21 protein-coding genes are annotated in these 25427 nt (G+C 74.0%); 11 read left to right on the top strand and 10 right to left on the bottom strand.

Annotated features, from left to right (window positions below):
* The first annotated feature begins 48 nt into the window (after window positions 1–48).
* The gene (locus ACFYXS_RS17835; protein ID WP_389249029.1) at window positions 49–2436 is read left to right on the top strand and encodes an ATP-binding cassette domain-containing protein; all 2388 of its coding nucleotides are present in this window, start codon (window positions 49–51) and stop codon (window positions 2434–2436) included.
* A gap of 121 nt (window positions 2437–2557) precedes the next feature.
* Here the strand turns inward: ACFYXS_RS17835 and ACFYXS_RS17830 are convergent, their stop codons facing one another.
* Both ACFYXS_RS17830 and ACFYXS_RS17825 read right to left on the bottom strand, forming a co-directional pair.
* Complete coding sequence (locus tag ACFYXS_RS17830; RefSeq protein WP_389249027.1) at window positions 2558–2839, bottom strand: DUF4031 domain-containing protein; 282 nt, start codon at window positions 2837–2839, stop codon at window positions 2558–2560.
* Between the two features lie 2 nt (window positions 2840–2841).
* Window positions 2842–3255, bottom strand: a complete 414-nt coding sequence (locus tag ACFYXS_RS17825) for a hypothetical protein (protein ID WP_389249025.1) — start codon at window positions 3253–3255, stop codon at window positions 2842–2844.
* An 84-nt stretch (window positions 3256–3339) separates the two neighbouring features.
* On the opposite strand from ACFYXS_RS17825, the gene ACFYXS_RS17820 reads away from it, so the two are divergent.
* Window positions 3340–4236: a MurR/RpiR family transcriptional regulator gene (locus ACFYXS_RS17820; protein WP_389249861.1), complete on the top strand. Its 897-nt coding sequence runs from the start codon at window positions 3340–3342 to the stop codon at window positions 4234–4236.
* On the top strand, window positions 4233–5162 hold the full coding sequence (murQ, locus tag ACFYXS_RS17815; RefSeq protein ID WP_389249023.1) for an N-acetylmuramic acid 6-phosphate etherase: 930 nt from the start codon (window positions 4233–4235) through the stop codon (window positions 5160–5162). The genes ACFYXS_RS17820 and murQ overlap by 4 nt, the downstream gene beginning before the upstream one ends.
* 12 nt (window positions 5163–5174) lie before the next feature.
* On the opposite strand, the gene ACFYXS_RS17810 is transcribed toward murQ, so the two are convergent.
* Window positions 5175–7244: a HelD family protein gene (locus ACFYXS_RS17810; protein WP_389249021.1), complete on the bottom strand. Its 2070-nt coding sequence runs from the start codon at window positions 7242–7244 to the stop codon at window positions 5175–5177.
* A gap of 265 nt (window positions 7245–7509) precedes the next feature.
* Between ACFYXS_RS17810 and ACFYXS_RS17805 the strand changes: the two genes are divergently transcribed.
* Window positions 7510–7677 (top strand): hypothetical protein, encoded by a 168-nt coding sequence (locus tag ACFYXS_RS17805; protein ID WP_389249019.1) that lies wholly within the window; start codon window positions 7510–7512, stop codon window positions 7675–7677.
* Window positions 7678–7687: 10 nt separating this feature from the next.
* Here ACFYXS_RS17805 and ACFYXS_RS17800 read toward each other — a convergent pair whose 3' ends face one another.
* Window positions 7688–9319: a DNA repair helicase XPB gene (locus ACFYXS_RS17800; RefSeq protein ID WP_389249017.1), complete on the bottom strand. Its 1632-nt coding sequence runs from the start codon at window positions 9317–9319 to the stop codon at window positions 7688–7690.
* A gap of 675 nt (window positions 9320–9994) precedes the next feature.
* Window positions 9995–12421, bottom strand: coding sequence for a helicase-associated domain-containing protein (locus ACFYXS_RS17795; RefSeq protein WP_389249015.1), 2427 nt, complete (start codon window positions 12419–12421; stop codon window positions 9995–9997).
* 176 nt (window positions 12422–12597) lie between these two features.
* Here ACFYXS_RS17795 and ACFYXS_RS17790 point away from each other — a divergent pair, with 176 nt between their 5' ends.
* On the top strand, window positions 12598–13473 hold the full coding sequence (locus tag ACFYXS_RS17790) for an HAAS signaling domain-containing protein (protein ID WP_389249013.1): 876 nt from the start codon (window positions 12598–12600) through the stop codon (window positions 13471–13473).
* A gap of 21 nt (window positions 13474–13494) precedes the next feature.
* A complete protein-coding gene (locus tag ACFYXS_RS17785) occupies window positions 13495–14112 on the top strand; it encodes an HAD family hydrolase (protein ID WP_389249011.1) in 618 nt (205 codons plus the stop codon).
* Here ACFYXS_RS17785 and ACFYXS_RS17780 read toward each other — a convergent pair.
* Complete coding sequence (locus tag ACFYXS_RS17780; protein ID WP_389249009.1) at window positions 14088–14327, bottom strand: hypothetical protein; 240 nt, start codon at window positions 14325–14327, stop codon at window positions 14088–14090. The two genes, ACFYXS_RS17785 and ACFYXS_RS17780, sit on opposite strands and share 25 nt — an antisense overlap.
* 188 nt (window positions 14328–14515) lie before the next feature.
* On the opposite strand from ACFYXS_RS17780, the gene ACFYXS_RS17775 reads away from it, so the two are divergent.
* Window positions 14516–14899 (top strand): cold-shock protein, encoded by a 384-nt coding sequence (locus tag ACFYXS_RS17775; protein ID WP_319662974.1) that lies wholly within the window; start codon window positions 14516–14518, stop codon window positions 14897–14899.
* A 46-nt stretch (window positions 14900–14945) separates the two neighbouring features.
* Here ACFYXS_RS17775 and ACFYXS_RS17770 read toward each other — a convergent pair whose 3' ends face one another.
* From ACFYXS_RS17770 to ACFYXS_RS17755, 4 genes are all read right to left on the bottom strand, one after another.
* The gene (locus tag ACFYXS_RS17770; RefSeq protein ID WP_389249007.1) at window positions 14946–15806 is read right to left on the bottom strand and encodes a 1,4-dihydroxy-6-naphthoate synthase; all 861 of its coding nucleotides are present in this window, start codon (window positions 15804–15806) and stop codon (window positions 14946–14948) included.
* Window positions 15803–16504 carry a futalosine hydrolase gene (locus ACFYXS_RS17765; protein ID WP_389249005.1) on the bottom strand — a complete coding sequence of 234 codons (702 nt, stop codon included), beginning with the start codon at window positions 16502–16504 and terminating at the stop codon, window positions 15803–15805. Before ACFYXS_RS17765 ends, ACFYXS_RS17770 begins: the two co-directional genes overlap by 4 nt.
* A gap of 14 nt (window positions 16505–16518) precedes the next feature.
* A complete protein-coding gene (locus ACFYXS_RS17760) occupies window positions 16519–16989 on the bottom strand; it encodes a hypothetical protein (RefSeq protein ID WP_389249003.1) in 471 nt (156 codons plus the stop codon).
* 136 nt (window positions 16990–17125) lie between these two features.
* Complete coding sequence (locus ACFYXS_RS17755; protein WP_389249001.1) at window positions 17126–18523, bottom strand: MFS transporter; 1398 nt, start codon at window positions 18521–18523, stop codon at window positions 17126–17128.
* A 212-nt stretch (window positions 18524–18735) separates the two neighbouring features.
* Between ACFYXS_RS17755 and ACFYXS_RS17750 the strand changes: the two genes are divergently transcribed.
* From ACFYXS_RS17750 to ACFYXS_RS17735, 4 genes are all read left to right on the top strand, one after another.
* A complete protein-coding gene (locus ACFYXS_RS17750) occupies window positions 18736–19638 on the top strand; it encodes a DUF3027 domain-containing protein (RefSeq protein ID WP_389248999.1) in 903 nt (300 codons plus the stop codon).
* Window positions 19639–20324: 686 nt separating this feature from the next.
* Entirely contained in the window at window positions 20325–23486 is a 3162-nt protein-coding gene (locus tag ACFYXS_RS17745) for a sacsin N-terminal ATP-binding-like domain-containing protein (RefSeq protein WP_389249859.1), read from the top strand.
* Window positions 23487–23594: 108 nt separating this feature from the next.
* A complete protein-coding gene (locus tag ACFYXS_RS17740) occupies window positions 23595–24368 on the top strand; it encodes a calcium-binding protein (protein ID WP_389248997.1) in 774 nt (257 codons plus the stop codon).
* Window positions 24369–24639: 271 nt separating this feature from the next.
* Window positions 24640–25425 (top strand): calcium-binding protein, encoded by a 786-nt coding sequence (locus tag ACFYXS_RS17735; RefSeq protein ID WP_389248995.1) that lies wholly within the window; start codon window positions 24640–24642, stop codon window positions 25423–25425.
* Window positions 25426–25427 lie beyond the last annotated feature (2 nt).

Below are 25427 nucleotides of genomic sequence, written 5' to 3'. Positions count from 1 at the left end.
TTCGATGCCGGTGGGACACCCGACCCGAGGACCAGAGGGAGAGACACGATGAGCACGGACACGAGGACGGACTCGCGGTCGGCCGCGCCGCACGGTGCCGACAGCCATGATCTGATCCGCGTGCTCGGCGCGCGTGTGAACAACCTCAAGGACGTCAGCGTCGAGATCCCGAAGCGCCGGCTGACGGTGTTCACCGGCGTCTCCGGCTCGGGCAAGAGCTCGCTGGTCTTCGGCACGGTCGCCGCGGAGTCGCAGCGCCTGATCAACGAGACCTACAGCTCGTTCGTGCAGGGCTTCATGCCGACGCTGGCCCGGCCCGAGGTCGACGTCCTCGAAGGGCTGACGACCGCGATCATCGTCGACCAGCAGCGGCTGGGCGCCGACCCCCGCTCCACGGTCGGCACCGCCACCGACGCCAACGCGATGCTGCGGATCCTCTTCAGCCGGCTCGGGCAGCCGCACATCGGCTCGCCCAACGCGTTCTCCTTCAACGTCGCCTCGGTCCGCGCCAGCGGTGCGATCACCGTCGAGCGCGGCGCCAAGAAGACGGTGAAGGCGACCTTCAACCGCCTCGGCGGCATGTGCCCGCGCTGCGAGGGCTGCGGCACGGTCACCGACATCGACCTGACCCAGCTCTACGACGACAGCAAGTCGCTCAGCGAGGGCGCGCTCACCGTCCCCGGCTACAGCATGGACGGCTGGTACGGCCGGATCTTCAAGGGCAGCGGCTTCTTCGACCCGGACAAGCCGATCCGCAAGTACACCAAGAAGGAGCTCCACGACCTCCTCCACAAGGAGCCGACCAAGATCAAGGTCGAGGGGATCAACCTGACGTACGAGGGGCTGATCCCGAAGATCCAGAAGTCGATGCTCTCCAAGGACGTCGACGCGCTGCAGCCGCACGTCCGGGCGTTCGTGGAGCGGGCGATGACGTTCACCGTCTGCCCCGAGTGCGACGGCACCCGGCTGAGCGAGTCGGCCCGGTCCTCGAAGATCGCCGGTATCAGCATCGCCGACGCCTGCGCGATGCAGGTCAGCGACCTCGCCGAGTGGGTCAGGGCACTGGACGAACCGTCCGTCGCGCCCCTGCTCGCGGCCCTGGTGGACACCTTCGACTCGTTCGCCGAGATCGGTCTCGGCTACCTCTCGCTGGACCGGCCCTCGGGCACGCTGTCGGGCGGCGAGGCGCAGCGCGTCAAGATGATCCGCCACCTCGGCTCCTCGCTCACCGACGTCACGTACGTCTTCGACGAGCCCACCGTCGGCCTGCACCCGCACGACATCCAGCGCATGAACGGCCTGCTGCTGCGGCTGCGGGACAAGGGCAACACCGTCCTCGTCGTGGAGCACAAGCCCGAGGTGATCGCGATCGCCGACCACGTCGTCGACCTCGGCCCCGGCGCCGGCACGGCGGGCGGCACCGTCTGCTTCGAGGGCACGGTCGACGGGCTGCGGACGGCCGGCACGGTCACCGGCCGGCACTTCGACGACCGGGCCAGGCTCAAGGGGAGCGTGCGCAAGCCCACCGGCACGCTGGCGATCCGCGGCGCGACGGCCCACAACCTGCAGGGCGTCGACGTCGACATCCCGCTCGGCGTGCTGGCCGTGGTCACCGGCGTCGCCGGCTCCGGCAAGAGCTCGCTCGTGCACGGGTCGATCCCGCCGGGTGAGGGGGTCGTCTCGGTCGACCAGGGCGCGATCCGCGGCTCGCGGCGCAGCAACCCGGCGACGTACACCGGGCTGCTCGAACCGATCCGCAAGGCGTTCGCCAAGGCCAACGGCGTGAAGCCGGCGCTGTTCAGCGCCAACTCCGAGGGCGCCTGCCCGGTCTGCAACGGCGCCGGAGTCATCTACACCGACCTCGCGATGATGGCGGGCGTCGCCACGACCTGTGAGGAGTGCGAGGGCAAGCGGTTCCAGGCGGCGGTGCTGGAGTACCACCTCGGCGGCCGCGACATCAGCGAGGTGCTCGCGATGTCGGTGACCGAGGCGGAGGAGTTCTTCGGCGCGGGCGACGCCCGCATCCCGGCCGCGCACGCCATCCTCGGGCGGCTCACCGACGTCGGCCTCGGCTACCTCAGCCTCGGCCAGCCGCTCACCACGCTGTCCGGCGGTGAGCGCCAGCGCCTCAAGCTGGCCACGCACATGGCCGACAAGGGCGGCGTCTACATCCTCGACGAGCCGACCGCCGGCCTGCACCTCGCCGACGTCGAGCAACTGCTCGGTCTGCTCGACCGGCTCGTCGACTCCGGCAAGTCGGTCATCGTGGTCGAGCACCATCAGGCGGTCATGGCGCACGCCGACTGGATCATCGACCTCGGCCCGGGCGCCGGCCACGACGGCGGCCGCATCGTCTTCGAGGGCACCCCCGCCGACCTCGTCGCCGCCCGCACCACCCTCACCGCAACCCACCTCGCCGCCTACGTCAACGCCTGACCCCCCGCCCCCTCGGCGACGCGGGGAACCGACGCACCGGCACGGGGCCCGCAACATCGGGCCCCTCCAGGGGCGCGGGGAACTGCGCGGCCAGCCCCGACGAACCCGCACGCAAAAGAACCTACGCACCCGCGTCCGAAGGACGCCGCCGCTTGGGCTTGCGCAGCCCCGCCTCCGTCAGCCTGCGCAGCAACTCCTTGCTGCCGACCTCGACCGCCCCCGCGGCCACCGCGGACGCGTACCGCTCGCTGGGTACGTCGTAGTGGTCCCCGTCGAACGCCCGCCGCGGCGATCCGATCGCCTCGGCGAACGCGTGCAGCTCCTCGTAGGACACGTCGCTGACCAGGTGCGACCACAGCCTGTCGTGCCCCGCCCAGGTCGGCGGGTCGATGTAGAGGGTCACGGTCAGCGGGCCCCGCCCAGCGCTGCGGCCAGCGAGCCGACCGGGGCCACGGCCTCGCCCAGCGATTCGCAGACCCAGTGCGGGTCGGGCCCCAGCTCGGGCTCGACGTCCAGGGCGTGCGGGTCCGCGCAGCGCGGGCACAGCGGCCACCGGCCCATCCGTTCCAGCAGGGCGTCCTTGACGTCCTGCGCGACCAGGCCCGCGACGAACGCGGCACCGTCCGGCCACTGCTCCACCCACCACCGGCGCTGCGCGACGGTGTCCTCGACGAGGGAGACGATCCCGGCGTCGGTCACATCGGTGGCGGTGAGGTCGGCGAGGATGAGCGCGCGGGCACTGTGCAGCGCGGCTTCCAGTTCGGCGGGGGCACCGGAGGCGCCGGGGGCGCCGGCGGAGCCGGGGACGTCGGAATCCATGCCCCTTATTGTCGCCCAGAGGCCGCCCGGACGTCCTTGACGCCGTCCGGTCCTGAAAATAGCTTTCACAGTGTGGCCGAGAAGATGAAAGAAACCTTCAACACCGGGGGACTGGCCGCCAAGGTCCGGACCCTGGCCCCCTCCATGACCCGCTCGATGCAGCGCGTCGCGGAGGCCGTCGCCGCCGACCCGGCGGGCTGCTCCCGGCTCACCGTCACCGCGCTGGCCGTCCGCACCGGGACCAGCGAGGCCACCGTCGTCCGCACGGCACGGCTGCTCGGCTACCCCGGCTACCGCGATCTGCGCCTCGCCCTGGCCGCCTTCGCCGCCCGCGAGGAGGCCGGCGGCCGGCCCGCCGTCACGCCGGACATCGCCGTCGGCGACCCGCTCTCCGACGTCGTGGCCAAGCTCGCGGAGGACGAGCAGCGCTGCCTCGCCGACACCGCCGCGCAACTGGACGTGTCCCAGCTGGAGGCCGCGGTCGGCGCGCTGGCCGCCGCCCGCCGCATCGACGTCTACGGGATAGGGGCCTCCAGCCTGGTCGCCCAGGACCTGGTGCAGAAGCTGCTGCGGATCGGCCTCATCGCGCACGCCCTCAGCGACCCCCACCTCGCCGTCACCAACGCCGTGCAGCTCCGGCAGGGCGACGTGGCCGTGGCCGTCACGCACTCCGGGCACACCCACGACGTCGTCGAACCGCTGCGTGCCGCCTTCGACCGGGGCGCCACCACGATCGCGATCACCGGTCGCGCCGACGGCACGGCCAGCCAGTACGCCGATCACGTGCTCCTCACCTCCAGCGGCCGGGAGAGCGAGTTCCGCCCGGCCGCGATGTCCAGCCGCACCAGTCAACTGCTGGTCGTGGACTGCCTGTTCATCGGCGTCGCACAACGCACCTACGACACCGCGGGACCGGCCCTGGCCGCCTCGTACGAAGCCCTGGCCCATCGCCACAGCCCCCGAAGGAACCACCCGTCATGACGCACGCCGAGCTCCGCCGCGAACTCGACCGGTTGACCACCGAGGCCTTCCGCCCCGACCTCGCCGACATCGACCGGCTCGCGACCCTCGACATCGCCCGCCTGATGAACACCGAGGACGGCACCGTCCCGGCCGCCGTCGCCGCCCAGCTCCCCGCCATCGCCGCCGCGATCGACGGCATCGCCGCCCGGATGGCCCGCGGCGGCCGCCTCGTGTACGCGGGCGCGGGCACCGCCGGACGTCTCGGCGTGCTGGACGCCAGCGAGTGCCCGCCGACCTTCAACACCACGCCCGGCCAGGTCACCGGGCTCATCGCGGGCGGCCCGCGCGCGATCTCCGACGCCGTCGAGGGCGCCGAGGACAGCCGTGAGACGGCCGCCGCCGACCTCGACGCGTTCGGCCTCGGCCCGGACGACGCGGTCGTCGGCGTCTCCGCCTCCGGCCGCACCCCCTACGCCATCGGCGCCGTCGAGCACGCCCGCACCCGTGGCGCCCTGACGATCGGCCTGTCCTGCAACGCCGGCTCCCCGCTCGCCGCCGCCGCCGAGCACGGCATCGAGGTCGTCACGGGCCCGGAGTTCCTCACCGGCTCCACCCGGCTCAAGGCGGGCACCGCCCAGAAACTCGTCCTCAACATGCTCTCGACCATCACGATGATCAGGCTGGGCAAGACCTACGGGAACCTGATGGTCGACGTCCGGGCCTCCAACGAGAAGCTGCGCGCCCGGTCCCGCAGCATCGTGGCCCAGGCCACCGGCGCCCCCGACGACGAGATCGAGGCGGCCCTCACCGCCACCGGCGGCGAGGTGAAGCACGCCGTCCTCGTCCTGCTCGCCGGGGTCGACGCGGCGACGGCCGCCCGCCTCCTGACGGACGCGGACGGCCACCTGCGGGCGGCCCTCCTCGCGGCGGCGTCTTCGCGGTAGCGCCGCTCGGATCTACCGCAGCGCCTCCGGCAGCGGCGCGGAGTGCAGGACGGCGAGGCCGGAGACGGCCCGGGTGAGGGAGACGTACAGGCGGCGCAGGCCCGTGCGCTCGTCGGGCTCGCCGTCGACGACGGCGGCGGGCTCGTCGAGGACGACGTAGTCGTACTCCAGGCCCTTGGCCAGGGAGGCCGGGACGAGGGTGAGCCGGACGTCCGGGGTGGTCTCCTCACCGGGGGACAGGTACGGCAGTCCGGCCGCCGCCAGCGCCTCGGCCAGCACCGGGATCCGGGCGTCCGCGGCGATGAGGCCCGTGGACCCCTCGCGTTCCAGGGCCTCGCGGCAGGCGGTGACCACGGTGCCGGTCAGCGCTTCCACGGGCACCTCCGTGACGGAGAAGGCGCCGGGGTTGTCGCGGACGGACGTGGCCTCGGTCAGCCCGGGCGCGATGGCGGGCAGCAGCCGGGAGGCGTAGGCGATGACCTCCAGCGGCACGCGGAAGCCCTGGGTCAGCTCCTCGACCTGGGAGCCCGGTTTGCCGAGGTGCGTCAGTGCCTCCTCCCAGGTGGCGGTGGCCCAGGGCGTCGTGCCCTGCGCCAGATCGCCCAGGACCGTGGCGGAACCGGTGGAGCAGCGCCGCCCGACCGCCCGGTACTGCATGGGGGACAGGTCCTGGGCCTCGTCAATGACGACGTGGCCGAGCGAACCGGTGCGCTGCACCAGGTCGTTGGCCTCGTCGATCAGCACGGTGTCGGCCGCCGACCACTTCGCGGAGGCGACACCCCGCGCCGGCTTCTCCCAGAGGATCTCCTTCTGCTCCTCCTCCGTGAGCAGGCCCTCCGCGCACCGCGCCAGGAACTCCGGCTCGGACAGCAGCCGCAGCACGGTCTTCGCCGGGTCCACCGGCGGCCAGACCTCCTTCACGGCCGCCTTGACCGCCGCGTTGCGGGCCACCGCGTCCTGCACGCGGTCGTCCGGCGCCTCGCCGGCCGCCTCCATCTGCACCAGCACGGCGTGCGCGATCCGCTGCGGCAGGGCCTCGCGGGCGGCGCCGTAGCGGATGTCGCGGTCCATCAGCTCACGGACCAGCTCCTCCAGCGCGTAGGCGGGGACCCGCCAGCGCCGCGAGCCGCGCACCACGACGACGGGCTCGGTGGGCATCCGGATGCCCGAGCGGACCGCGCGGCGCAGCACCTCCGCCATGCGCGCGTCGCCCTTCACCCCGGCGGCGGCCGCGCCGTCGGTGCCCCTGACGGGGACGTGCGCGACCAGGTCGTCGACGGTGGCCTGCTTGACGCTGAGCTCGCCGAGCGCGGGCAGCACCTGCTCGATGTAGTGCAGGAAGGACGCGTTCGGGCCGATGACGAGCGTGCCCGTGCGGGCCAGCCGTTCGCGGTGCGCGTACAGCAGGTACGCCACCCGGTGCAGGCCGACGGCGGTCTTCCCGGTGCCGGGCGCGCCCTGCACGCAGACCGTGCCGCCGATCCCGGCGCGGACGATCTCGTCCTGCTCCGGCTGGATCGTGGCGACGATGTCCCGCATCGGTCCGACGCGGGGCCGCTCGATCTCCTGCTGGAGCAGTTTGCTGGAGGTCTGCGCCTCGCTGGGGTCGGTGAGGTGCTCGTCCTCGTACGCGGTCAGGTCGCCGGCGGTGTAGCCGAAGCGGCGGCGCAGCGCGACGTCCTGCGGGTCCTTGCGCGAGGCGCGGTAGAAGGGCTGGGAGACCGGCGCCCGCCAGTCGATGACCATCGGGTCGCCGTCGGCGTCGTGGACATGGCGGCGGCCGATGTAGAAGCGGTGCTCGGCCTCCTCGCCGTCCTCGTCCGCTGCGTCGTCCTTGGTGCCGTCCAGGTAGTCGAGACGGCCGAAGAAGAGCGGGGTGTGGGCGAGGTCCGCGAGGGCCTTGATGCGCGCGTCGATCTCCGCCTGGAGCACCTCGGCGTTCACCCAGTTGGCGGTGACGTCCTTGATGTCGAGTGCCTCGACATCGGCGCGCATGGCACGCAGGGCGGTGCGGGACGCGGCGAGGTGCGCGCGTTCGCGGTCGAGCGGATTGTCGGTCGTGAGGGATTGTTCCCCGGGCACGGGTTGCCTCCGGCGGCACGTAGGGCATGGCTCAGCGGGCCCCGGACCGGCGCGCGCGGGGGCGCGGGGGCGGGGCGCTGTCCTGATACGAATGCGAGTAACACCACGACCCGGCCGGTTTCCGTCCGGCCGGCGGCACCGTCCCCAGAGGGGCGGGCGGCAAGAGGAGGGATCTTACGCCGCCGGGACGGAGGGCGCGAGTGGATTTCCCGCCGCACCGGGGCACAGCTCTCCCCAAAGCATCACTTGTGCGTACATTGGGGGCATGGCACGAGCCCGCACATCCCGCGTCCGGGGCAGCACCGCCCTGACGGCGGACGCGGCGCACCGCCCGCCGCGCTACCTGCTCGGCAACGCGCTGCGTGCCGCCAAGGTCTACGTGACGAGCGCGGTCCGCATCGTCCTGCTCGGCCCCGACGGCACGCGCTACTGACCGGCGTCCGTCAGAGCAGCTCGTCCGCGTCCACGATGCGGTACGCGTACCCCTGCTCGGCCAGGAAGCGCTGCCGGTGGGCCGCGAAGTCCTGGTCGATGGTGTCGCGCGCGACCACCGAGTAGAAGCGGGCCTCGTGACCGTCCGCCTTCGGCCGCAGCACACGGCCGAGGCGCTGCGCCTCCTCCTGGCGGGAGCCGAAGGTGCCCGAGACCTGGATGGCGACCGTCGCCTCCGGCAGGTCGATGGAGAAGTTGGCGACCTTCGAGACCACCAGCACCGAGATCTCGCCCTGCCGGAAGGCCTCGAAGAGCTTCTCGCGCTGCGTGTTGGTCGTCTCGCCCTTGATGACCGGGGCGTTCAGGTGCTCGCCCAGCTCGTCCAGCTGGTCGATGTACTGCCCGATGACCAGCGTCTGCTCGCCCTGGTGCTTGGCCACCAGCGCCTCGGTGACCTTGCGCTTCGTCGCGGTGGTGGCGCAGTAGCGGTACTTCTCCTCGGCCTCGGCGGTGGCGTACGCCAGGCGCTCGGAGTCGGTGAGGTTGACCCGCACCTCCACGCAGTCCGCGGGCGCGATGTAGCCCTGCGCCTCGATCTCCTTCCACGGCGCGTCGAAGCGCTTGGGGCCGATCAGCGAGAAGACGTCCGACTCCCGGCCGTCCTCGCGCACCAGCGTCGCGGTCAGACCGAGCCGGCGGCGGGCCTGCAGATCGGCGGTGAACTTGAAGACCGGCGCGGGCAGCAGGTGCACCTCGTCGTAGACGATCAGGCCCCAGTCCCGCGAGTCGAAGAGCTCCAGGTGCGGGTAGACGCCCTTCCGCCGGGTCGTCAGCACCTGGTACGTCGCGATGGTGACCGGGCGGATCTCCTTGCGGGTGCCGCTGTACTCGCCGATCTCCTCCTCGGTCAGCGAGGTCCGCTTCACCAGCTCGTGCTTCCACTGCCGGGCCGAGACGGTGTTCGTCACCAGGATCAGCGTCGTGGCCTTCGCCTCGGCCATCGCGCCCGCCCCGACCAGCGTCTTCCCGGCGCCGCAGGGCAGCACGACCACGCCCGAGCCGCCGTGCCAGAAGCCCTCGACGGCCTGCTTCTGGTACGGGCGCAGCGCCCAGCCGTTCTCCGCCAGGTCGATCGGGTGCGCCTCGCCGTCCACGTACCCGGCCAGGTCCTCGGCCGGCCAGCCCAGCTTCAGCAGCACCTGCTTGATCTGGCCGCGCTCGGAGGGGTGCACGACCACGGTGTCCGGGTCGATCCGGGCGCCCACCAGAGGGGCCACCTTCTTCGAGCGCAGGATCTCCTCCAGCACCGGCCGGTCCGTGGAGGACAGCACCAGGCCGTGCGCGGGGTGCTTGCTCAGCGTCAGCCGGCCGTAGCGGTCCATGGTCTCGGCGATGTCCACGAGCAGCGCGTGCGGCACGGGGTAGCGCGAGAACTTCACCAGCGCGTCCACCACCTGCTCCGCGTCGTGCCCGGCGGCCCGAGCGTTCCACAGGCCGAGCGGCGTCAGGCGGTAGGTGTGGATGTGCTCCGGCGCACGCTCCAGCTCGGCGAACGGGGCGATGGCCCGGCGGCACTCGTCGGCCAGCTCGTGGTCGACCTCCAGGAGCAGGGTCTTGTCGCTCTGGACGATCAGACAGGACACACAAACCTCCGCATAGGGGCGGGCCGGGGCCGGGACCGGTGCCGGGCTGAACTACCCATGGTCCCTCATCGCCCCGCCTTAACGCTCCCGTCCCCGTTTTCCATGCCCCGGCGGCCTCCGGCCGCCCCGACCGCGGTTCGCCGGCGCGGGTGCGCGGGGTCGCGGCGGGCGTCCTGTCCGGCGGACTGCGGGGGCCGGCCGTGCTGGGCGTGTTCGGGTGGGGTGGGTCACGGGCCCGCGGCGTGCGGCGGCTGCGCCGGGCCGCCGCCGGGCGTGTGCGCCGCGGGGGCGCCGGTGATCGGGGACAACGGGTTGCGGCGTGCGGCGTGCGGCGTGCGACGTGCGGCGGTGCGCGGGCGGTCGGGGGCGCCGGGTGCCGCGTGCGGTGCGCACGGCCCCATGGTGGGGTGGCGGCGGCGCAAGCGCGGCTGGGTGAGCGTCCCGTCCTGCGGAGTGCGGGGCCGGCTGTGGCGCGGCCGAGAGCGGCCGGTGGTGGCACGGGCTCACGGAGCCGCCTGCGGGCGGCGTGCGGGTGCCGCCGTCGGGTCGCGGCGAACGTCCCGTCCCTGCGCACTGCGGCGCCGGCCGTGCCGGGGGACGGGCGTGCAGCGGGTGCGGGGACCGCAGTGCTGCGGCGCGGCGCCACCCGCGGGCCACGGGCCGGGCCCGGCAGGGCTACGCCAAGTCGTCGGCGAGTTCGGAGACGCCCGTGATGCGGTGCAGGGCGAACGTGCGGACCTCGTCCGCGGTGTGGTCGTAGGCGGTGACGAAGCCGCCCTCGACGCGGAGGGGGCCGATGACGCGCTGGCTGGCCGCGCCGTCCGCGTTGACGTAGCCGATCCAGACGGATTCGCCGGTGAGCACCGCGGCCTGCATCGTGGCCAGGGTCTCCGCCGCGGCCGTGCGGGGCAGTCCGCGGTCGCCGCCCGCGGCGGGGCGCGGCACGCTCTCCCGGCGCACGGCCGTGGAGGCGCGGTCGCCGGCCCTGATCGCCTTCACCGCGGCCGTGAGCAGCGTGCCGTCCGGGACCGGAGGGCCGTCGGTCACGGGGACGGGGGCGCTCCGCGGCGGCGTCCTGCGGGCGTCGGCGCGGGTGATCAGCACGTCCCCCTCGGCGGACTCCGCGGCCGGGGCCAGCCCCATCGCCCGCAGGCGTTCCAGCAGGGTGGCCGGATCGGCCTGGGCGGCCAGCACGGTCGGCGCGAGGCGGCGCAGCCCGAGGCCCGCGGCCCGGCGGTCCGCCAGCACCTCGCTGAGCAGCGCGTCGTCGTCGCAGCGCAGGTACGCCGAGGCCGCGCCCACCCGCAGCCGCCCGTGGCGGCGGGCCACGTCGTCGACGAGGTAGCTGAGCGGCTGCGGCACGGGGGTGCGCGAGTGCGCCGCCAGGAAGGCGTGCAGCTCGGCCGCCGTGCGCCCGGCGTCCAGGGCGCGCCGTACGGATTCGGGCGTGAAGCGGTAGACGGTCGCGCCGCCCTTGGACTCGATGTCGGCCAGCACGTGCAGCGTCTCCGCCAGGTGCGGCTGCAGCGGGCCCGGCGCGACGGCGGTCAGGTCGGCCTGCAGCAGTACGTGGTCCAGCGGCTCGGGCAGCAGCGGCCGCAGCAGCGCGGCGGCCCGCGCGGCCCGGTCGCCGACCGCGGACAGCAGCGCCCGGCCGTGGGCCGCCAGCGCGCCGCGCCCCGTCACTCCCAGCAGCTCGGCCTCCGAGGCCGTCCACCGCACGAGGTCGGCGCGCAGCCCGTCCATCGACGTGCCGCCGCGCAGCGGACGCTCCCAGCGCTGTCGCGCCAGCAGGGCGTCGGGCGTGGCGGAGGCGCCGGCCGGCAGCGCGGCGAGGAAGTCCAGCACCTGGCGGCGGATCTCGGGCGCGAGCGAGCGGTCCAGGTCGGGGCCGAGCGCGGCCAGGGCACGGCCCTTGGCGTCCCGGGTGCCCACCACGCCGGAGGTGCGGGTGGCCGTCAGCCAGGCCGTCACGAGCGCGGCCCAGCGCAGCTCGGCCGGCAGCAGCAGCCACTCGTCGTACTCGGGCGTGGGCGCGTACGCCTCGTCCAGCTCGCCGTCCGCGGCGATCAGGCCCGCGGCGTAGGCGAGTTCCAGCCAGAACGCGGCGCCCGGCTCCGTCGCGTCCAGGGCGGTCGCCACCCGCTTCAGGTCGCGCACGCTCAGCCCGCCCGCGCGCAGCATCTGCGGGCCGCCGGTCTCCCACTGCTTGACCAGTTCCTCGACCGTGCGGATGGCGGTGAACGCCTGGCCGGCGGCGGTCGCGTCCACAGCCTGTGGATCGTGCGCCCGCGGTTCCACCGCCGGCGGCACCGGTTCGGGCGTGCGGTGCGCACGCCCGTCCCGCAGATGCAGGGCAACCTCGCGGGGGAGGACGACATTGCGGGCACCGGCCGGCAGCAACAGCCCCCGTTCCAGCAGCCACCGCACGGGCGCGGGCGGGGTGCCGACGTCCGCGACCTCGCCGTACGGCGGACCCCACGTCAGCCTGCCCAGCACCGCGACGGCCTCCGCCGGCGCGGCCGCCAGCAGCGCCGTCATCCGCGGCCGGTCCGCGAACAGCGCGGTCAGCGCGTCCACCGCGCTCACCGGGTCGTGGGTCGGCGGCAGCCCGGCGGTCCCCAGGATCTGCTGCAGGCGCCCCGGCGACATCCCCGACGTCGCCTCCGCCACGCTCGGGCCCAGCCCGGTCGGCGAAAGGCTCCCCGCGGCGGGCGCCAGGATGTCCCGTGCGGTCCGCACCAGGCGCAGCCGGTCGTCCCCGCTCCACAGCAGCGCCTGGGTCCGCAGCGTCTCCAGCGCCCCCGGCAGCGCGTCGGCCGCTTCCGGTCCCATCAGCGACAGCAGCGTTTCGAGCGGCGCGCCGTCCGGTGCGATCGCGAGCGCCTCCGCCACCTGGAGGGTGAAGCGGTCCAGGCGCTCCAGCGCCCGCACCACCGATGCCCGTGTCCCGGCGCGGGTCGCCAGCTGCGACAGGTCGTTCGGCACGGGACTCAGCAGGTCCGGACGCGCCCGGAGCAGCGCGGACAACGCCCCGTCGCCCCGGGCGCGGAGATCCTCCGCCAGCGTGCGCGGCGCTGCCGCGGGCCCATCGGTGGTCATCTCACCCACATTAGCCGCGCCGCCCCCGTGCGTAATCCCCCAGCCCGTCCCGGCGGCCCTCCCTGACGCGGTCCATATCCCCTCCGCGCGCCTCCAGGGAGTCCGCTGCGCGCGGCGGGGGGTGAAAACGGCAGACCAGGGCGGGTGTTGGAGGGCGAGGCGGTAGTTTCGGGGGCATGGGTGCGGAGGGCGACCGGTTGGTGCTGGATTACCTGAGCAGGGTGGGGGACCTGGCGCAGACGGCGCTGCCCGCGAACCGCCGGGCGGAACTGGTGGCGCGGCTGCGGGAGGACATCGACCGGGAACGCGGGCGGAGCGACAGTTCCGCGGCGGTGCGGCGGATCCTGAAGCGGCTCGGGCCGCCGGACGAGGTGGTACGGGACGCCGCCGCGCTGCCGCACCAGCGCCGTGACCCGTCGAAGCCGGAACCGCAGCCGCAGCCGCAGCGGTCGTCGGAGCCCCGCCCCGCCGCGGAGCCGGACTGGTGGCGGCTGGCGGAGGCGCGGCAGCCGGCGTTGCGGCCGGTGGTGCCGGGGGACGAACTGGCGGGGCTGCCCGGGATGACGGGCGGGGTGACGATCCCGATGACACCCCCCGAGCCCGAACGCGAGCCGGAGGACGACCAGGACCAGGAGCAGGAGGAGCAGGAGGGGGAGGAACCGGCGGAGTCCGACCGGGCCGGGGCGCCGCGGAGGCGGGCGTGGCGGCCGTCGGCCGTACTGGAGACGGTGGCCGCGCTGCTGCTGCTCGCCGGGGCGGTCCTCGGTTCCTGGATCGCGCTGCTCGCCGGGTGGGCGATCGCGTACTCCTCGCGCCGGCTGTCCCGCCGCGCGGCCCGGTTCGCCGCACTGGGCCTGCCGGGGGCGGTGGCGGCGGGGGCCCTCGTGTGGCTGTGGGGGCGGTCCGCCGGCCGCTGGGGCGAGCCGATCGCGCAGGGGCACATGAGGGACGCGATCGGCGAGGTGTTCCCCGTCGTGGTGCGGGTCGCCGCCGTGGCCTCGGCGCTGTTCCTGCTGTGGCGGGGCCACCGGGCGACCCGTTCCGGCCGGTAGCCGCTGGTTAGGGTGGCTGCTATGCCCATAACCGTCGGCTTCGACCTCGACATGACCCTGATCGACTCCCGCCCCGGCATCCAGGCCGCCTTCGACCGCCTCTCCGGGGAGACCGGTGTCGCCATCGACTCCGCGCTCGCCGTCACCCGCCTCGGGCCGCCGCTGGAGCTGGAGCTGGCCCACTGGTTCCCCGCCGAGGACGTCCCGGCGGTGGCCGACCGCTACCGCGCGCTGTACCCCGAGTACGCCATCGGGCTCACCCCCGCCCTGCCCGGCGCCCGGGAGGCCGTGGCCGCCGTGCGGGCGGGCGGCGGGCGGGTCGTCGTGGTCACCGCGAAGCACGAGCCGAACGCCCGGCTGCACCTGGACCACCTCGGCATCGCCGTCGACGCGGTGCGCGGCTCACTGTGGGCCGAGGCGAAGGCCGAGGCCCTCACCGAGTACGGGGCGACCGTCTACGTCGGTGACCACGTCGGCGACGTCATGGGAGCCCGTACGGCGGGTGCGCTGTCCGTGGCCGTCCCCACCGGGCCGGTCGGCGCGGACGAACTGCGCGCCGCCGGCGCGGACGTCGTCCTGGCCGATCTGACGGAGTTCCCCGCCTGGTTCGCCGGCTACGTCCCGGGCGTCGTGGCCTGACGGCTCTGGGCGCGGGCCGACCGCAGCAGTCCGGCCAGCGCCAGGGCGAAGCCCACGCCCATCAGCATGGACACCAGGTAGGCGGCGGTCGGCAGCGGGTCCGAGCCGAGCAGGAGAGGTGCCACGGTGGCGAGTGTGGCCAGCGCCCCGACGGCGAAGACCACGCCGCCGACCCGCACCAGCACATCGCCCGGTTTCCGGGTTTCGTTACTCACCGCACCAGGGTAGATCGCGGGAGGAAGACGCAGCGCACCGGCCGGATGACGACCACCGGGGAGAGAAGCCGACGACGTCTTGTCACACGCCCCGGGGCCATTAGCCTTGGGGCAGCGGGTCTGCGAAGGGACCCGCTGTCTTGCTATCCAAGTGCTTTTTTCCTTCTACAGCGAGGACGAGGTCGGACGTGCCTACCGGCAAGGTGAAGTGGTTCAACAGCGAGAAGGGCTTCGGCTTCCTCTCCCGCGACGACGGCGGTGACGTCTTCGTCCACTCCTCCGTGCTGCCGGACGGGGTCGCCGTGCTCAAGCCCGGCCAGCGCGTGGAGTTCGGGGTGGTCGCCGGACAGCGTGGCGACCAGGCCCTCTCGGTGGTCCTGCTCGACCCCGCGCCCTCCGTGGCCGCCGCCCAGCGCCGCAAGCCGGACGAACTGGCCCCGATCGTCCAGGACCTCACGACCCTGCTGGAGGACGTCGCCCGCTCGCTGCAGCGCGGCCGGTACCCGGACAAGGAGCACGGCCACAAGATCGCGTCCGTGCTGAGGGTCGTCGCCGACCAGCTCGACGTCTGACCGGAGCGCCGGGCCGGACGGCCGTCCGGCCGACCGGCAGCGGGCGTCAGAAGTCCAGCGCGCCGGGGCCGAGGGGCGGTACCAGTCCCTCGGCCGCCGCCCGGGTGAGCAGGCCGCGGATCGCCGCGTAGCCGTCCTCGCCGAGGGCCGAGGTGAACTCGTTGACGTAGAGCCCGATGTGCTGGTCCGCCACCTTCGGGTCCATCTCCTGCGCGTGCTCCATGACGTAGGAGCGGGAGGCGTCCGGGTCGTCCCAGGCCATGTGCACGGAGGTGTGCACCGCGTCGGCGAGTTCGCGCAGCCGGTCCCCGCCCAGCGAGCGCTTGGCGATGATCGCGCCCAGCGGGATCGGCAGGCCGGTGGTCTGCTCCCAGTGCTCACCCATGTCGGCGAGCTTGTGCAGGCCGTAGTCCTGATAGGTGAAGCGCGCCTCGTGGATGACCAGGCCCGCGTCCACCCGGCCGTCGCGCACCGCCGGCATGATCTCGTGGAACGGCAGGACGACGATCTCGCCCACGCCGCCCGGCACTTCGGCCGCGGCCCAGAGCCGGAAGAGCAGGTACGCCGTCGAGCGCTCGCTCGGCACCGCGACCGTGCGCCCGCTGAGGTCGGCGCCCTTGCCGGAGCCCTCCTCCGCGGTCAGCACCAGCGGGCCGCAGCCCCGGCCGAGCGCGCCGCCGCCGGGCAGCAGCGTGTACTCGTCGAGGACGTACGGCAGCACGGCGTAGGACACCTTGAGCACGTCGAGTTCGCCGCGCTCGGCCATGCCGTTGGTGATGTCGATGTCCGCGAACGTCACGTCCACGGCCGGCGCGTCCGGCACGAGGCCGTGCGCGAGGGCGTGGAAGACGAACGTGTCGTTGGGGCAGGGCGAATAGGCGATGCGCAGCGCGGCGGGTTCACTCATGTCGGTTCTCCAACGTCCAGCAGGTCCGGCTGCTTCCGGAGGAGCGTGAACGCCTCCGTCAGCGCGTCGAGCGCGTCGGGCACCCGCCAGGACGCGCGGTCGCGCGGCCCGACCGGATTGGCGACGGTGCGGATCTCCAGCACCGGCACCCGGTGCGCCATGGCCGCCTCGGCGACCCCGAAGCCCTCCATGGCCTCGCCCACCGCGCCGGGGTGTCGCTTGGTCAGCTCGGCGGCCCGTTCGGCGGAACCGGTCACGGTGGAGACGGTCAGCAGCGGCCCGTACTCGGCGCCGAGCGCCTCCGCGACGCGCCGCGACAGTTCCGGCGGCGGCTGGTGGACGGAGGTGCCGTACCCCAGTTCCGCGACCGGGATGAAGCCCTCCGGTGCCTCGGCGCCGAGGTCGGCCGCCACGATCGAGTCGGCGACCAGGGTCGAACCGATCCGCGCGACGGGCTCGAACCCGCCGGCGATGCCGGCCGAGACCACCAGGTCGTACGGGGCGCTGGCCAGCGCCGCGGCCGTGCCGGCGGCAGCGGCCGCCGGACCCACGCCCGCGGCCAGCACCGTGGCCAACGGGGTGCGCAGGGCCATCCGCCGGCCGGGCAGCGGGTGCTCGGAGGGACGGCTGCCGAGGGCGCGTACGACCGCGTCCCGTTCCGCCGCTACGGCGGTGACGACCAGAAGGCGGGGAGTCATCCGCGGCGCGCCGGTCAGTCCGCCATCTTCAGCTTGAACTGCCAGACGCCCAGGTACTGCTGGGTGCCGGCGGTCTCGATGACGTTCAGCGTGATCTGGTCGGCGGTCTGCCCGGTCTGGGCGTCCGAGAACAGCGTCTCCGCGTCGAAGGACCGGTAGGTCACGTCCTTCAGCAGCCCGGACTTGCCGGAGGTGCCGCTCGCGACGATCCAGCCCTTCTCGCCGATCGCCGGGTCGACACCGACCCGCACCTTGTCACCGGCGTGCACCGTGAGCGTCTTCTTCGGCGTGCCGTTCAGGCAGGCCAGGAAGACCTTCTCCGTCAGCTTGTCACCATCGGCGTAACAGTCGGCGGTTGCCTCGGTGGTCACGGTATCGCCGCCGACGGTGACGGTCGCCAGGGGCGTCGGCTTCTCGCAGGCGGAAAGGGCGAGAAGCCCGAGGGACACGGCACCGAGGGCGGCGGCACGGCGGCGAATGCTCATGGGGGTGAGGCTACCGGGCGGCCGCGTCCGCGCTGCGCGGGGGTCGCCTCGTGTCCCCGCCACCTCGGGTTTCCCCCGCCCCGCTGCCGCCCGGTCTGCCGCGGCACGCGGCCGCCGCGGGAAAACGCCGGGCCCTTTACACCGTCCGGGGGCGCGTCGCCCGGCCGCGCGAGGCGGAGACCAGGCCGCGGACGGAGAAGGAGAAGCCGACCGCGACCAGGCAGGCGGCCACGGACATCCCGAGGGTGCCGTTGAGGGGGAGCACGATGCCGATGGCACCGCCGATCACCCACGCCAGCTGCAGGGCGGTCTCGGACCGGGCGAAGGCCGAGGTGCGCACCTCCTCGGGCACGTCGCGCTGGATCATCGCGTCCAGGGAGAGCTTGCTCAGCGCCTGGGCGACCCCGGCCGCCGCCGCGACCAGCGCGATCGTCAGCACCCCGTACCGGGCCGCCGCCACGCACGTCGCCGTCAGCGCGCCGATCAGCGCGAACATGATCATCCGCTCCGGGCCGCGGTCCCGCAGCCACGAGCCCAGCGCCGTGCCGAAGGCGTTGCCCACGCCCGCGCAGACGGCGGCGACCCCCAGCGAGACCGGGCCGGACAGGCCGCCCAGCGGGTGGTCGCGCAGCAGGAACGCGAGGAAGAGCGTCAGGAAGCCGGACAGCGCGCGCAGCGCCGCGTTCGCCTGCAGGGCGTGCAGCACGGGACCGCCGACGCTGCCCAGGCCCGGCCGCCGCCCCCTGCCCGGCCGCCGGCCCTCCTTCTCCAAGGAGGGCCCGCCGGCCCTGGCCGCCGCGCCCGCCGTGAGCTCCGCGCGCGCCTCGCCCTTGGCGGAATCGACCTTGTGGGGGAGCGAGAAGGACAGCAGCGTGCCGCAGGCGAAGACCACGAAGGCCCCGTACAGCGGCGCGCCCGGCCCCAGCAGATGCAGCAGACCGCCGATGGGCGCGGCGGCGGCCGTGGCCAGCAGCCCCGCCAGCGTCACCCGCGAGTTCGCCTTCACCAGCGTCGTCCGGGCCGGCAGCAGACGCGGCACGACCGCGCTGCGCACCACCCCGTACGCCTTCGAGGCGACCAGCACCCCCAGCGCGGCCGGGTACAGCTCCAGCCCCGCCGTCGCCACCACGCTCGCCATCGTCCAGGCGAGGATCGCCCGTACGAGCATCGACACCGCCATCGCCGCGCGCCGCCCGTGCGGCACCCGGTCCAGCAGCGGGCCGATCACCGGCGCCAGCAGGGCGAACGGCGCCATCGTCACCAGCAGGTACAGGGCGACCCGTCCGCGGGCCTCGCCCGTCGGCACCGAGAAAAAGATCGTGCTGGCGAGCGCGACCGTGATCAGCATGTCGCCCGCGCTGTTCACCGCGTGCAACTCGATCAGCTTCGCCAGACCCGACTCGCCCGCGCCTCCGGCATGTGTGTGACGCCGGACGCGGCGCACCACGGCGCCCGACGTACGCTGCGTGGCACGCGCGACAGCGGTCCCCGCCCTGCGGACCGGACCGGGGCCGGACGTCACTGTGCGTGCCACGCTGGCCAGTCTGCCCTACCGGGCGGCTTTCCGAACGGGGTGCGCACCGATAGCGTGCGATCGCGCAGAATGGAGTCAACAGGTGCGCCCGGGTTCGTTCGGGCCGGCAGCGTTGAAGCGGTCCTCGGGTCCGCTCCGCCACCGCCCGCCCGATGCTTGGCGGCGCACGCGTGAAACGGCGTAGGAGAGAATCGATTCTTGTGAGTGCTGCGATGCGAAGCCGTACCCCTGACCGCGTGTGCGCCGAGGCGGTCGACGTCGCCTTCGGGGCGGCCGTCGAGGCCTTCGGCCCCGAAGCGGTCGGCGACCACCTCGGAGCGGTGGCCGAGGGCGAGCGTGTCGTCACGCACCTCTTCGACTGCCGCGAGGCGGGCTACCGGGGCTGGCGGTGGGCGGTCACCCTCACCCGCGCCTCCCGGGCCAAGGCCGTCACCCTCGACGAGACCGTGCTGCTGCCCGGCCCGGACGCCGTCCTCGCCCCCGAATGGGTGCCCTGGAGCGAGCGCCTGCGCCCCGGCGACCTCGGCCCCGGCGACCTCCTCCCCACCGACGCGGAGGACCTGCGCCTCGAACCCGGCTTCTCCGGCGAGGACGTCCCACCGCCGAACTCCCCCATCTCCGAGGAGATGGCCGAGCTCGTCGAGGCCGAGGACGCCGAGGTCTCCGCCGGCCCGCCGGCGCAGCTGCCGATGGCGCCCACCGTCGGGACGATCGCCGCGGTCGCGGAGGAGATCGGCATGGGCCGCCCGCGCGTGCTCTCCCGCTACGGGCTGCACGTCGCCGCGGACCGCTGGGAGGACGAGTACGGGCCCAAGGCGCCCATGGCGCAGTCCGCCCCCGCCCAGTGCGTCTCCTGCGGCTTCCTCGTCCCCCTCGCGGGCTCCCTCCGGCAGGCCTTCGGCGTCTGCGCCAACGAGTTCGCGCCCGCCGACGGCCGCGTCGTCTCCCTCGGGTACGGGTGCGGTGCGCACTCCGAGGCCGCGATCATGCCCAAGACGCCGCGTCCGGCGCCGCCCGTGCTGGACGAGACGGCGGTGGAGCCGTTGCCGCTTCACCCTGACCGGCAGGGGTCCGTCGAGGACACCACTCCCCAGGAGGAGCTGGGCCACAGCTAGACGCTGCGCTTGCTGTGCGGGGAGGTTTTTTCCCCGCCCGCCCTCCCGGGTGCCCCGTGAAGTCAGTTACCCCGGCGCCCGTGTGGGGTGGGCCGGGTTCGGGGCCTCCGGGGCTGCACGTCCTGGACTGGCATATTTACGCGCCTTTCCAGCACCTGCTCATCCCATCCCCGCCCGGACAGTGCGCACAAATATGCCGCACCGTCCAGAACATCCACCCCTACGGCCCCGCCCCCTCCGTTGTTTGTCGCGCCTGATCCCCGGTGGGGGTGTTGGCGGTGACGGCTGGGCACCTGGACGGCGTCGCGCCAATGGGTGGCCCGTGCACGGTGCCGTCTCTACCCCTCTCCGGGGATCAGGCGCATGACGAAACCGAGGGGGCGGGGGAGGTGGGGGCACCCCCGGCCGGAGGCTGGGGGAGGTGGGCGTTCTGGACTGTGGAGCATATTTGGGTGCATGACCCGGGGTGATCAGTGGAGGCACCGGAGGCACCTAAATGTGCTGTCCAGAATGGCCGGCCCGGAGGCCCCGAACCCGGCCCACCCACCACGCGCGCCGGGGCGCCCTGACTTCACAGGGCACCCGGGAGGGCGGGCGGGAAAGGCGGGGCGTCCGCGGCGGCCGAGCCACGGTAGCGTCGGGCGCACAGACTTCGTGAGGGAAGAGGCGACGTGAGCGGGACCGCGATGGACCGGGGCGCAGATCCGTTCGGGACGGGGCGGCTGCGGCGGGCGGTGCTGGACGCGTGGGCCGCGTCGCCCGCCCGGTTCCGTGAGGACGCGAACGCGGAGGAGGACCTCGCGCTCGGCGGCTACCGGGACCGCCTCGTCGTGGAGCTCGCCCAGAACGCCGCGGACGCCGCGATCCGCGCCGGCGTGCCGGGCCGCCTGCGGCTGACGCTGCGGGAAGGCGTGCTCGCCGCCGCCAACACCGGTGCGCATCTGGACGCCGTCGGGGTGGAGTCCCTGTCGACGCTGCGCGCCAGCGCGAAGCGCGAGCCCGGCGACGCCGGCGCGGTCGTGGGACGTTTCGGCGTCGGTTTCTCCGCCGTGCTCGCGGTCTCCGACGAGCCCGCGATCCTCAGCCGCTCCGGCGGCGTGCGGTGGTCGCTGGCCGAGGCCAGGGACCTGGCGAACGAGACCGGCGGCCGTTCTCCGGGACTCACCGACGAGCTGCGCCGCCGCGACGGCCACGTGCCGGTGCTGCGCCTGCCGCTGCCCGCCGAGGGCACCGCGCCGGACGGCTACGACACCGTCGTGGTGCTGCCGCTGCGCGACGGCGCGGCCGCCGACCTGGCAGGCCGCCTGCTCGCCTCGATCGACGACGCGCTGCTGCTGACCCTCCCGGGTCTCGCCGAGGTCGTCGTGGAGACACCGGAGGGCCTGCGCACGCTGACCCGCCGCACGGACGACGGCCTCACCGTGATCGAGGACAGCGCGAACGGCACGACCCGTTGGCGCACCGTGACCGACGCCGGCGACCTGGACCCGGCGCTGCTGGCCGACCGGCCGGTCGAGGAGCGGCTGCGCCCGGTGTGGTCGGTGACCTGGGCCGTGCCCGTGGGTGCCGAGGGGGAGCCGGAGCGCCCGCGCACCGCGCCGTTCGTGCACGCGCCGACGCCCACGGACGAGCCGCTGGGCCTGCCCGCGCTGCTGATCGCCTCGCTCCCGCTGGACCCGACCCGGCGGCACGCCGCGCCGGGCCCGCTGACCGCGTTCCTGGTGGGCCGGGCCGCCGAGGCGCTGGTGCGGCTGCTGGCCGACTGGCGGCCGGTCGGTGCGGGCATCGTGGACCTCGTACCCGGTCCGCTCGGCAAGGGAGAGCTGGACGCGGAGCTGCGCCGCCGGGTCCTGGAGCTGCTGCCGCGTACCGCGTTTCTGCCGCGCGCGGCGGACGTTCCGGCCGGCCCGGACGAGGAGGACGCCCTGCCGGCCGCGCTGCGCCCGGTGGAGGCCGAGGTCGTCGAGGGCGCGGGTGCGGAGACCGTCCGCGTGCTGGCCGAGGTCTTCCCGACGCTGCTGCCCCCCGGCCTGGAGCGCCGCCCCGAGCTGCGCGTACTCGGTGTGGCGCGGCTGCCGCTGGGCGACGCCATCGACCGCCTCGGCGGTGTGGAGCGCCCCGCGCCCTGGTGGCGGCGGCTCTACGACTCGCTGGCCGGCACCGACCCGGACCGCCTCAGTGGTCTGCCGGTGCCGCTGGCGGACGGGCGTACGGTCGTCGGCCCGCGCCAGGTGCTGCTGCCGCTGCCCGAGATGGACAGCGTGTACGGGGACGGGGACCAGGCCGCGGCCGGCACCGCCCTGCCCGCGGCATCAGAACTGGCCCGGCTGGGCCTGAAGGTGGCCGACCCGGACGCCACGCACCCGCTGCTGGAGAAGCTCGGCGCCACCCCGGCGACCCCTCGTGCCGTTCTGACGACCCCCCAGGTGCGGGCCGCGGTGGCCGGTTCCCTGGAGGCCGACGAGGTCTGGGACGACAACGCCCTGGACCCCGAGGAGTTGGCCGAGGTCGTCCTCGGCCTCGTCCGCGCCGCGAACCTCGCCCCCGGTGACGAGCCGTGGCTGGCGGCGTTCGCCCTCACCGACGACGAGGGCGAACTGGCCCCCGCCGGCGAGCTCGTCCTGCCCGGGAGCCTCTTCGAGCAGGTCATCCGGGAGGGTGAACTCGGCGCCGTGGACGGCGACCTGGCCTCCCGTTGGGGCGAGCAGCCGCTGACCGCGGTCGGTGTGCTGGCCACCTTCGCCCTGGTCCGCGCCACCGACGTGGTGCTCGACCCGGACGAGCTGGAGCCCCGGGAGAGCGACTGGGCCGAGCCGGACGACGCCGGTCTGCTCGACGCGGTCGACGTGTGGTGCGAGGACGTCCTCGACCAGCTGCCGGACACCGATGTGCCGCCGGTCGCCACCGAGATCGTCGCCGTCCGCGACCTCGACCTCGTCGACGACGACGCCTGGCCGCAGGCGCTCGCCATGCTCTCCGTTCCGCCGCTGCGCGACGCGATCACCCAGCCGGTGCGGGTGCTGCTGCCCGACGGCACGACGGAGTCGGTGAGCCCGTACACCGCGTGGTGGCTGCGCGACCATCCGGTCCTGGACGGGCGGCGCCCGGTCGGCCTGCGTGCCACGGGCAGCGACCCGCTGCTCGCCGGGCTCTACGACGAGGCCGAGGCCGGCGCCGTCGACGACCAGGTGCTGCGCGCCCTCGGTGTGCGCACCTCCGCCGCGGCCCTGCTCGACGAACCCGGCGGCGCGGCCGAACTGCTCGCCCGGCTCGTCGACCCGCGCCGCGCCGTCACCCCGGCCCAGCTGCACCGGCTCTACTCGGAGCTGGCGGCCCTCGACCCCGAGCAGGTGACGCTGCCCGACGACCTGCGCGCGGTGGTGGACAGCCGGTACCCGGAGATCGTCGAGGCCGCCGACGCGCTCGTGGCCGACGCCCCCGACCTGCTGCCGCTCGCCACGGGCCGCCCGCTGCTGCCCGTGCCGCCGGCGCGTGCCGCCGCCCTCGCCGAACTGTTCCAGGTGCGCCGGCTCAGCGAGGCCTTCGCCGCCCCCGTCGTCTCCGAGGGCGAGCCCCACGACGTCGCCGGGGCGGTGCGCGAGCTGCTGCCCGGCGCGCCCCTGACCTACATCGAGCACGAGGAGCTCCTCGTCGAGGGCCCCGACGGAGCCCGCGTCGAACTCGACTGGCGCTGGATCGACGGCACCCTGCACGCCGCCACTCTGGAAGGCGTCGCCGCCGGTCTGTCCTGGGCGGCCGGTGCCTGGCAGCGCCGCTTCGAGGTCGCCGCGCTGCTGGAGGACGGGTCCCGCACGGAGGAGCTGGCCCGCGACCGCTGGTTCGACTGAGTCGGGGCCACCCGGTTTCCTCGCGCCGAATCGGACGTGTATACGATGCGACCGCCATTCTCGGCGCTCATTCGGGGCCAGGCCCCTCGTTCCACAGTGTGGGGACACATGCGTATACGTACCGCCGCGGTCGTGCTCGGCACGGCTGCGGCCCTTTCCGTTCTGGCTGTTCCGGCGGCCACCGCCGACACCGCCAAGGCGGCCACGATCGGCAAGGTCGTGATCAACGGCGGCAAGCCCATCGTGCTGGGCACCGGCAACCAGACCTTCACGGCCTCCCTCACGGCGAGCGACGACTCCGGGATCGATCTCGCCGGTGTCGCCTTCCTGCACAACGCCGCGGGCGACGAGCTCGACTCCTCGGACGCCGACCCGGTGTGCAAGGCCGTGAACAGCACGACCTCGACCTGCACCGTCACGTTCAACGTCAACGCCAAGCGCGACCTCGGCAACAACACCGCGGGCGGCACCTGGTACGCCTACGGCGTGGTGATCCCGAAGGACGCCGACGACGCGGGCAAGGGGGTCGTCACCAAGGACAAGGTCGCCACCACCAAGGTGCTGCGCGCCACGCGGCTGACGGTCAACGCCGCCCCGGAGCCGGTCAAGAAGGGCCAGACCCTCACGATCACCGGTGCGCTGACCCGCGCCGACTGGAAGACGGCGAAGTACTCCGCCTTCGTCGGCCAGAGGGCCGTGCTCCAGTTCCGCAAGACGGGCACCACGAATTTCGTGAACGTCAAGACCGTCACGACGAGCACGACGGGCGCGCTGAAGACCACGGTCAAGGCCGCGGCGGACGGCTACTGGCGCTACGTCTACACCGGCAACACCACCACCGTCGCGGTCTCCGCCGCCGCGGACTACGTGGACGTCAAGTAAGCACCGCACCACGCACCACGGCAGCCGGACTCCCGCCCCGCGGGGTCCGGCTGCCGCATGTGCGGGCGGCGCCCGGCGTACATGAACGGCGGGTGCCGCCGCGCGACAGCTCCGGTGACGATGTCGGCGTCCTGCAACAGCAGGTCGACGAGCGGGCGGCGGTCCGGCGGTAACCCTCGGCACGGCGGGAGAGCGCGTGCACATTGGTCACGACGGCAACGTCACCCGCCGGGGGGACACGCGGCGGGACCGTATCGATGTGGGGGTAATCATGCGCACGACGCGTACTCGTTCCACCGCGGCCGCCGTGAGCGGCGTCCTGGCCCTGTCGGCGCTCGCGGTGCCGGCCGCGCAGGCGGCTTCGGCGGCGCCGAAGGACATCGTGGCCGGTGACACCAGGATCACCAACCTGGTGATCAACAACGGCAAGCCCATCGTCCTCGGCGGCAACGGCCGGGCCTCGGTGACGGTGCGGCTGACCGCCTCCGACCCCAACGGCATCAGCGACGCCGGCGGCATCCTCTACCACGGTGCGGACGTCAACCACCACGACGGGGGCGGGGTCGTGCTGCCGATCTGCGGCAAGCACACCGCAGCCACCTACACCTGTGTGCTGACCGACGTCATCGACCCGGGCAAGAACGCCCTCGCCGGCACCTGGAAGATGTGGGCCTACGCCAACGGCCTCAACGACGGCCACTACATCCAGAAGGACCCCGCCAAGACCTTCAAGGTGCTGCGGGCCAGCCACCTGACGGTCAACGCCGCGCCCGAGCCGGTGAAGAAGGGCGGGACGATCACCGTCACCGGCGCCCTGACCCTCGCGAACTGGCAGACCCACAAGTACGCCGGCTACGGCAAGCAGAAGGTCGTGCTCCAGTTCCGCAAGGCGGGCACGCCCAACTTCGTGAGCGTCAGGACCATCACGGCGAGCAGCACGGGCGCGCTGCGGACCACGGTCAAGGCCGCGGCGGACGGCTACTGGCGCTACGCCTACGCCGGCTCCTCCACCACCGGTTCGTCGTTCGCCTCCGCGGACTACGTCGACGTCAAGTGAGG

Source organism: Streptomyces sp. NPDC002574 (assembly GCF_042889545.1).
Classification (GTDB): Bacteria; Actinomycetota; Actinomycetes; order Streptomycetales; family Streptomycetaceae; genus Actinacidiphila.
This window is presented reverse-complemented; position numbering and strand designations above follow the sequence as displayed.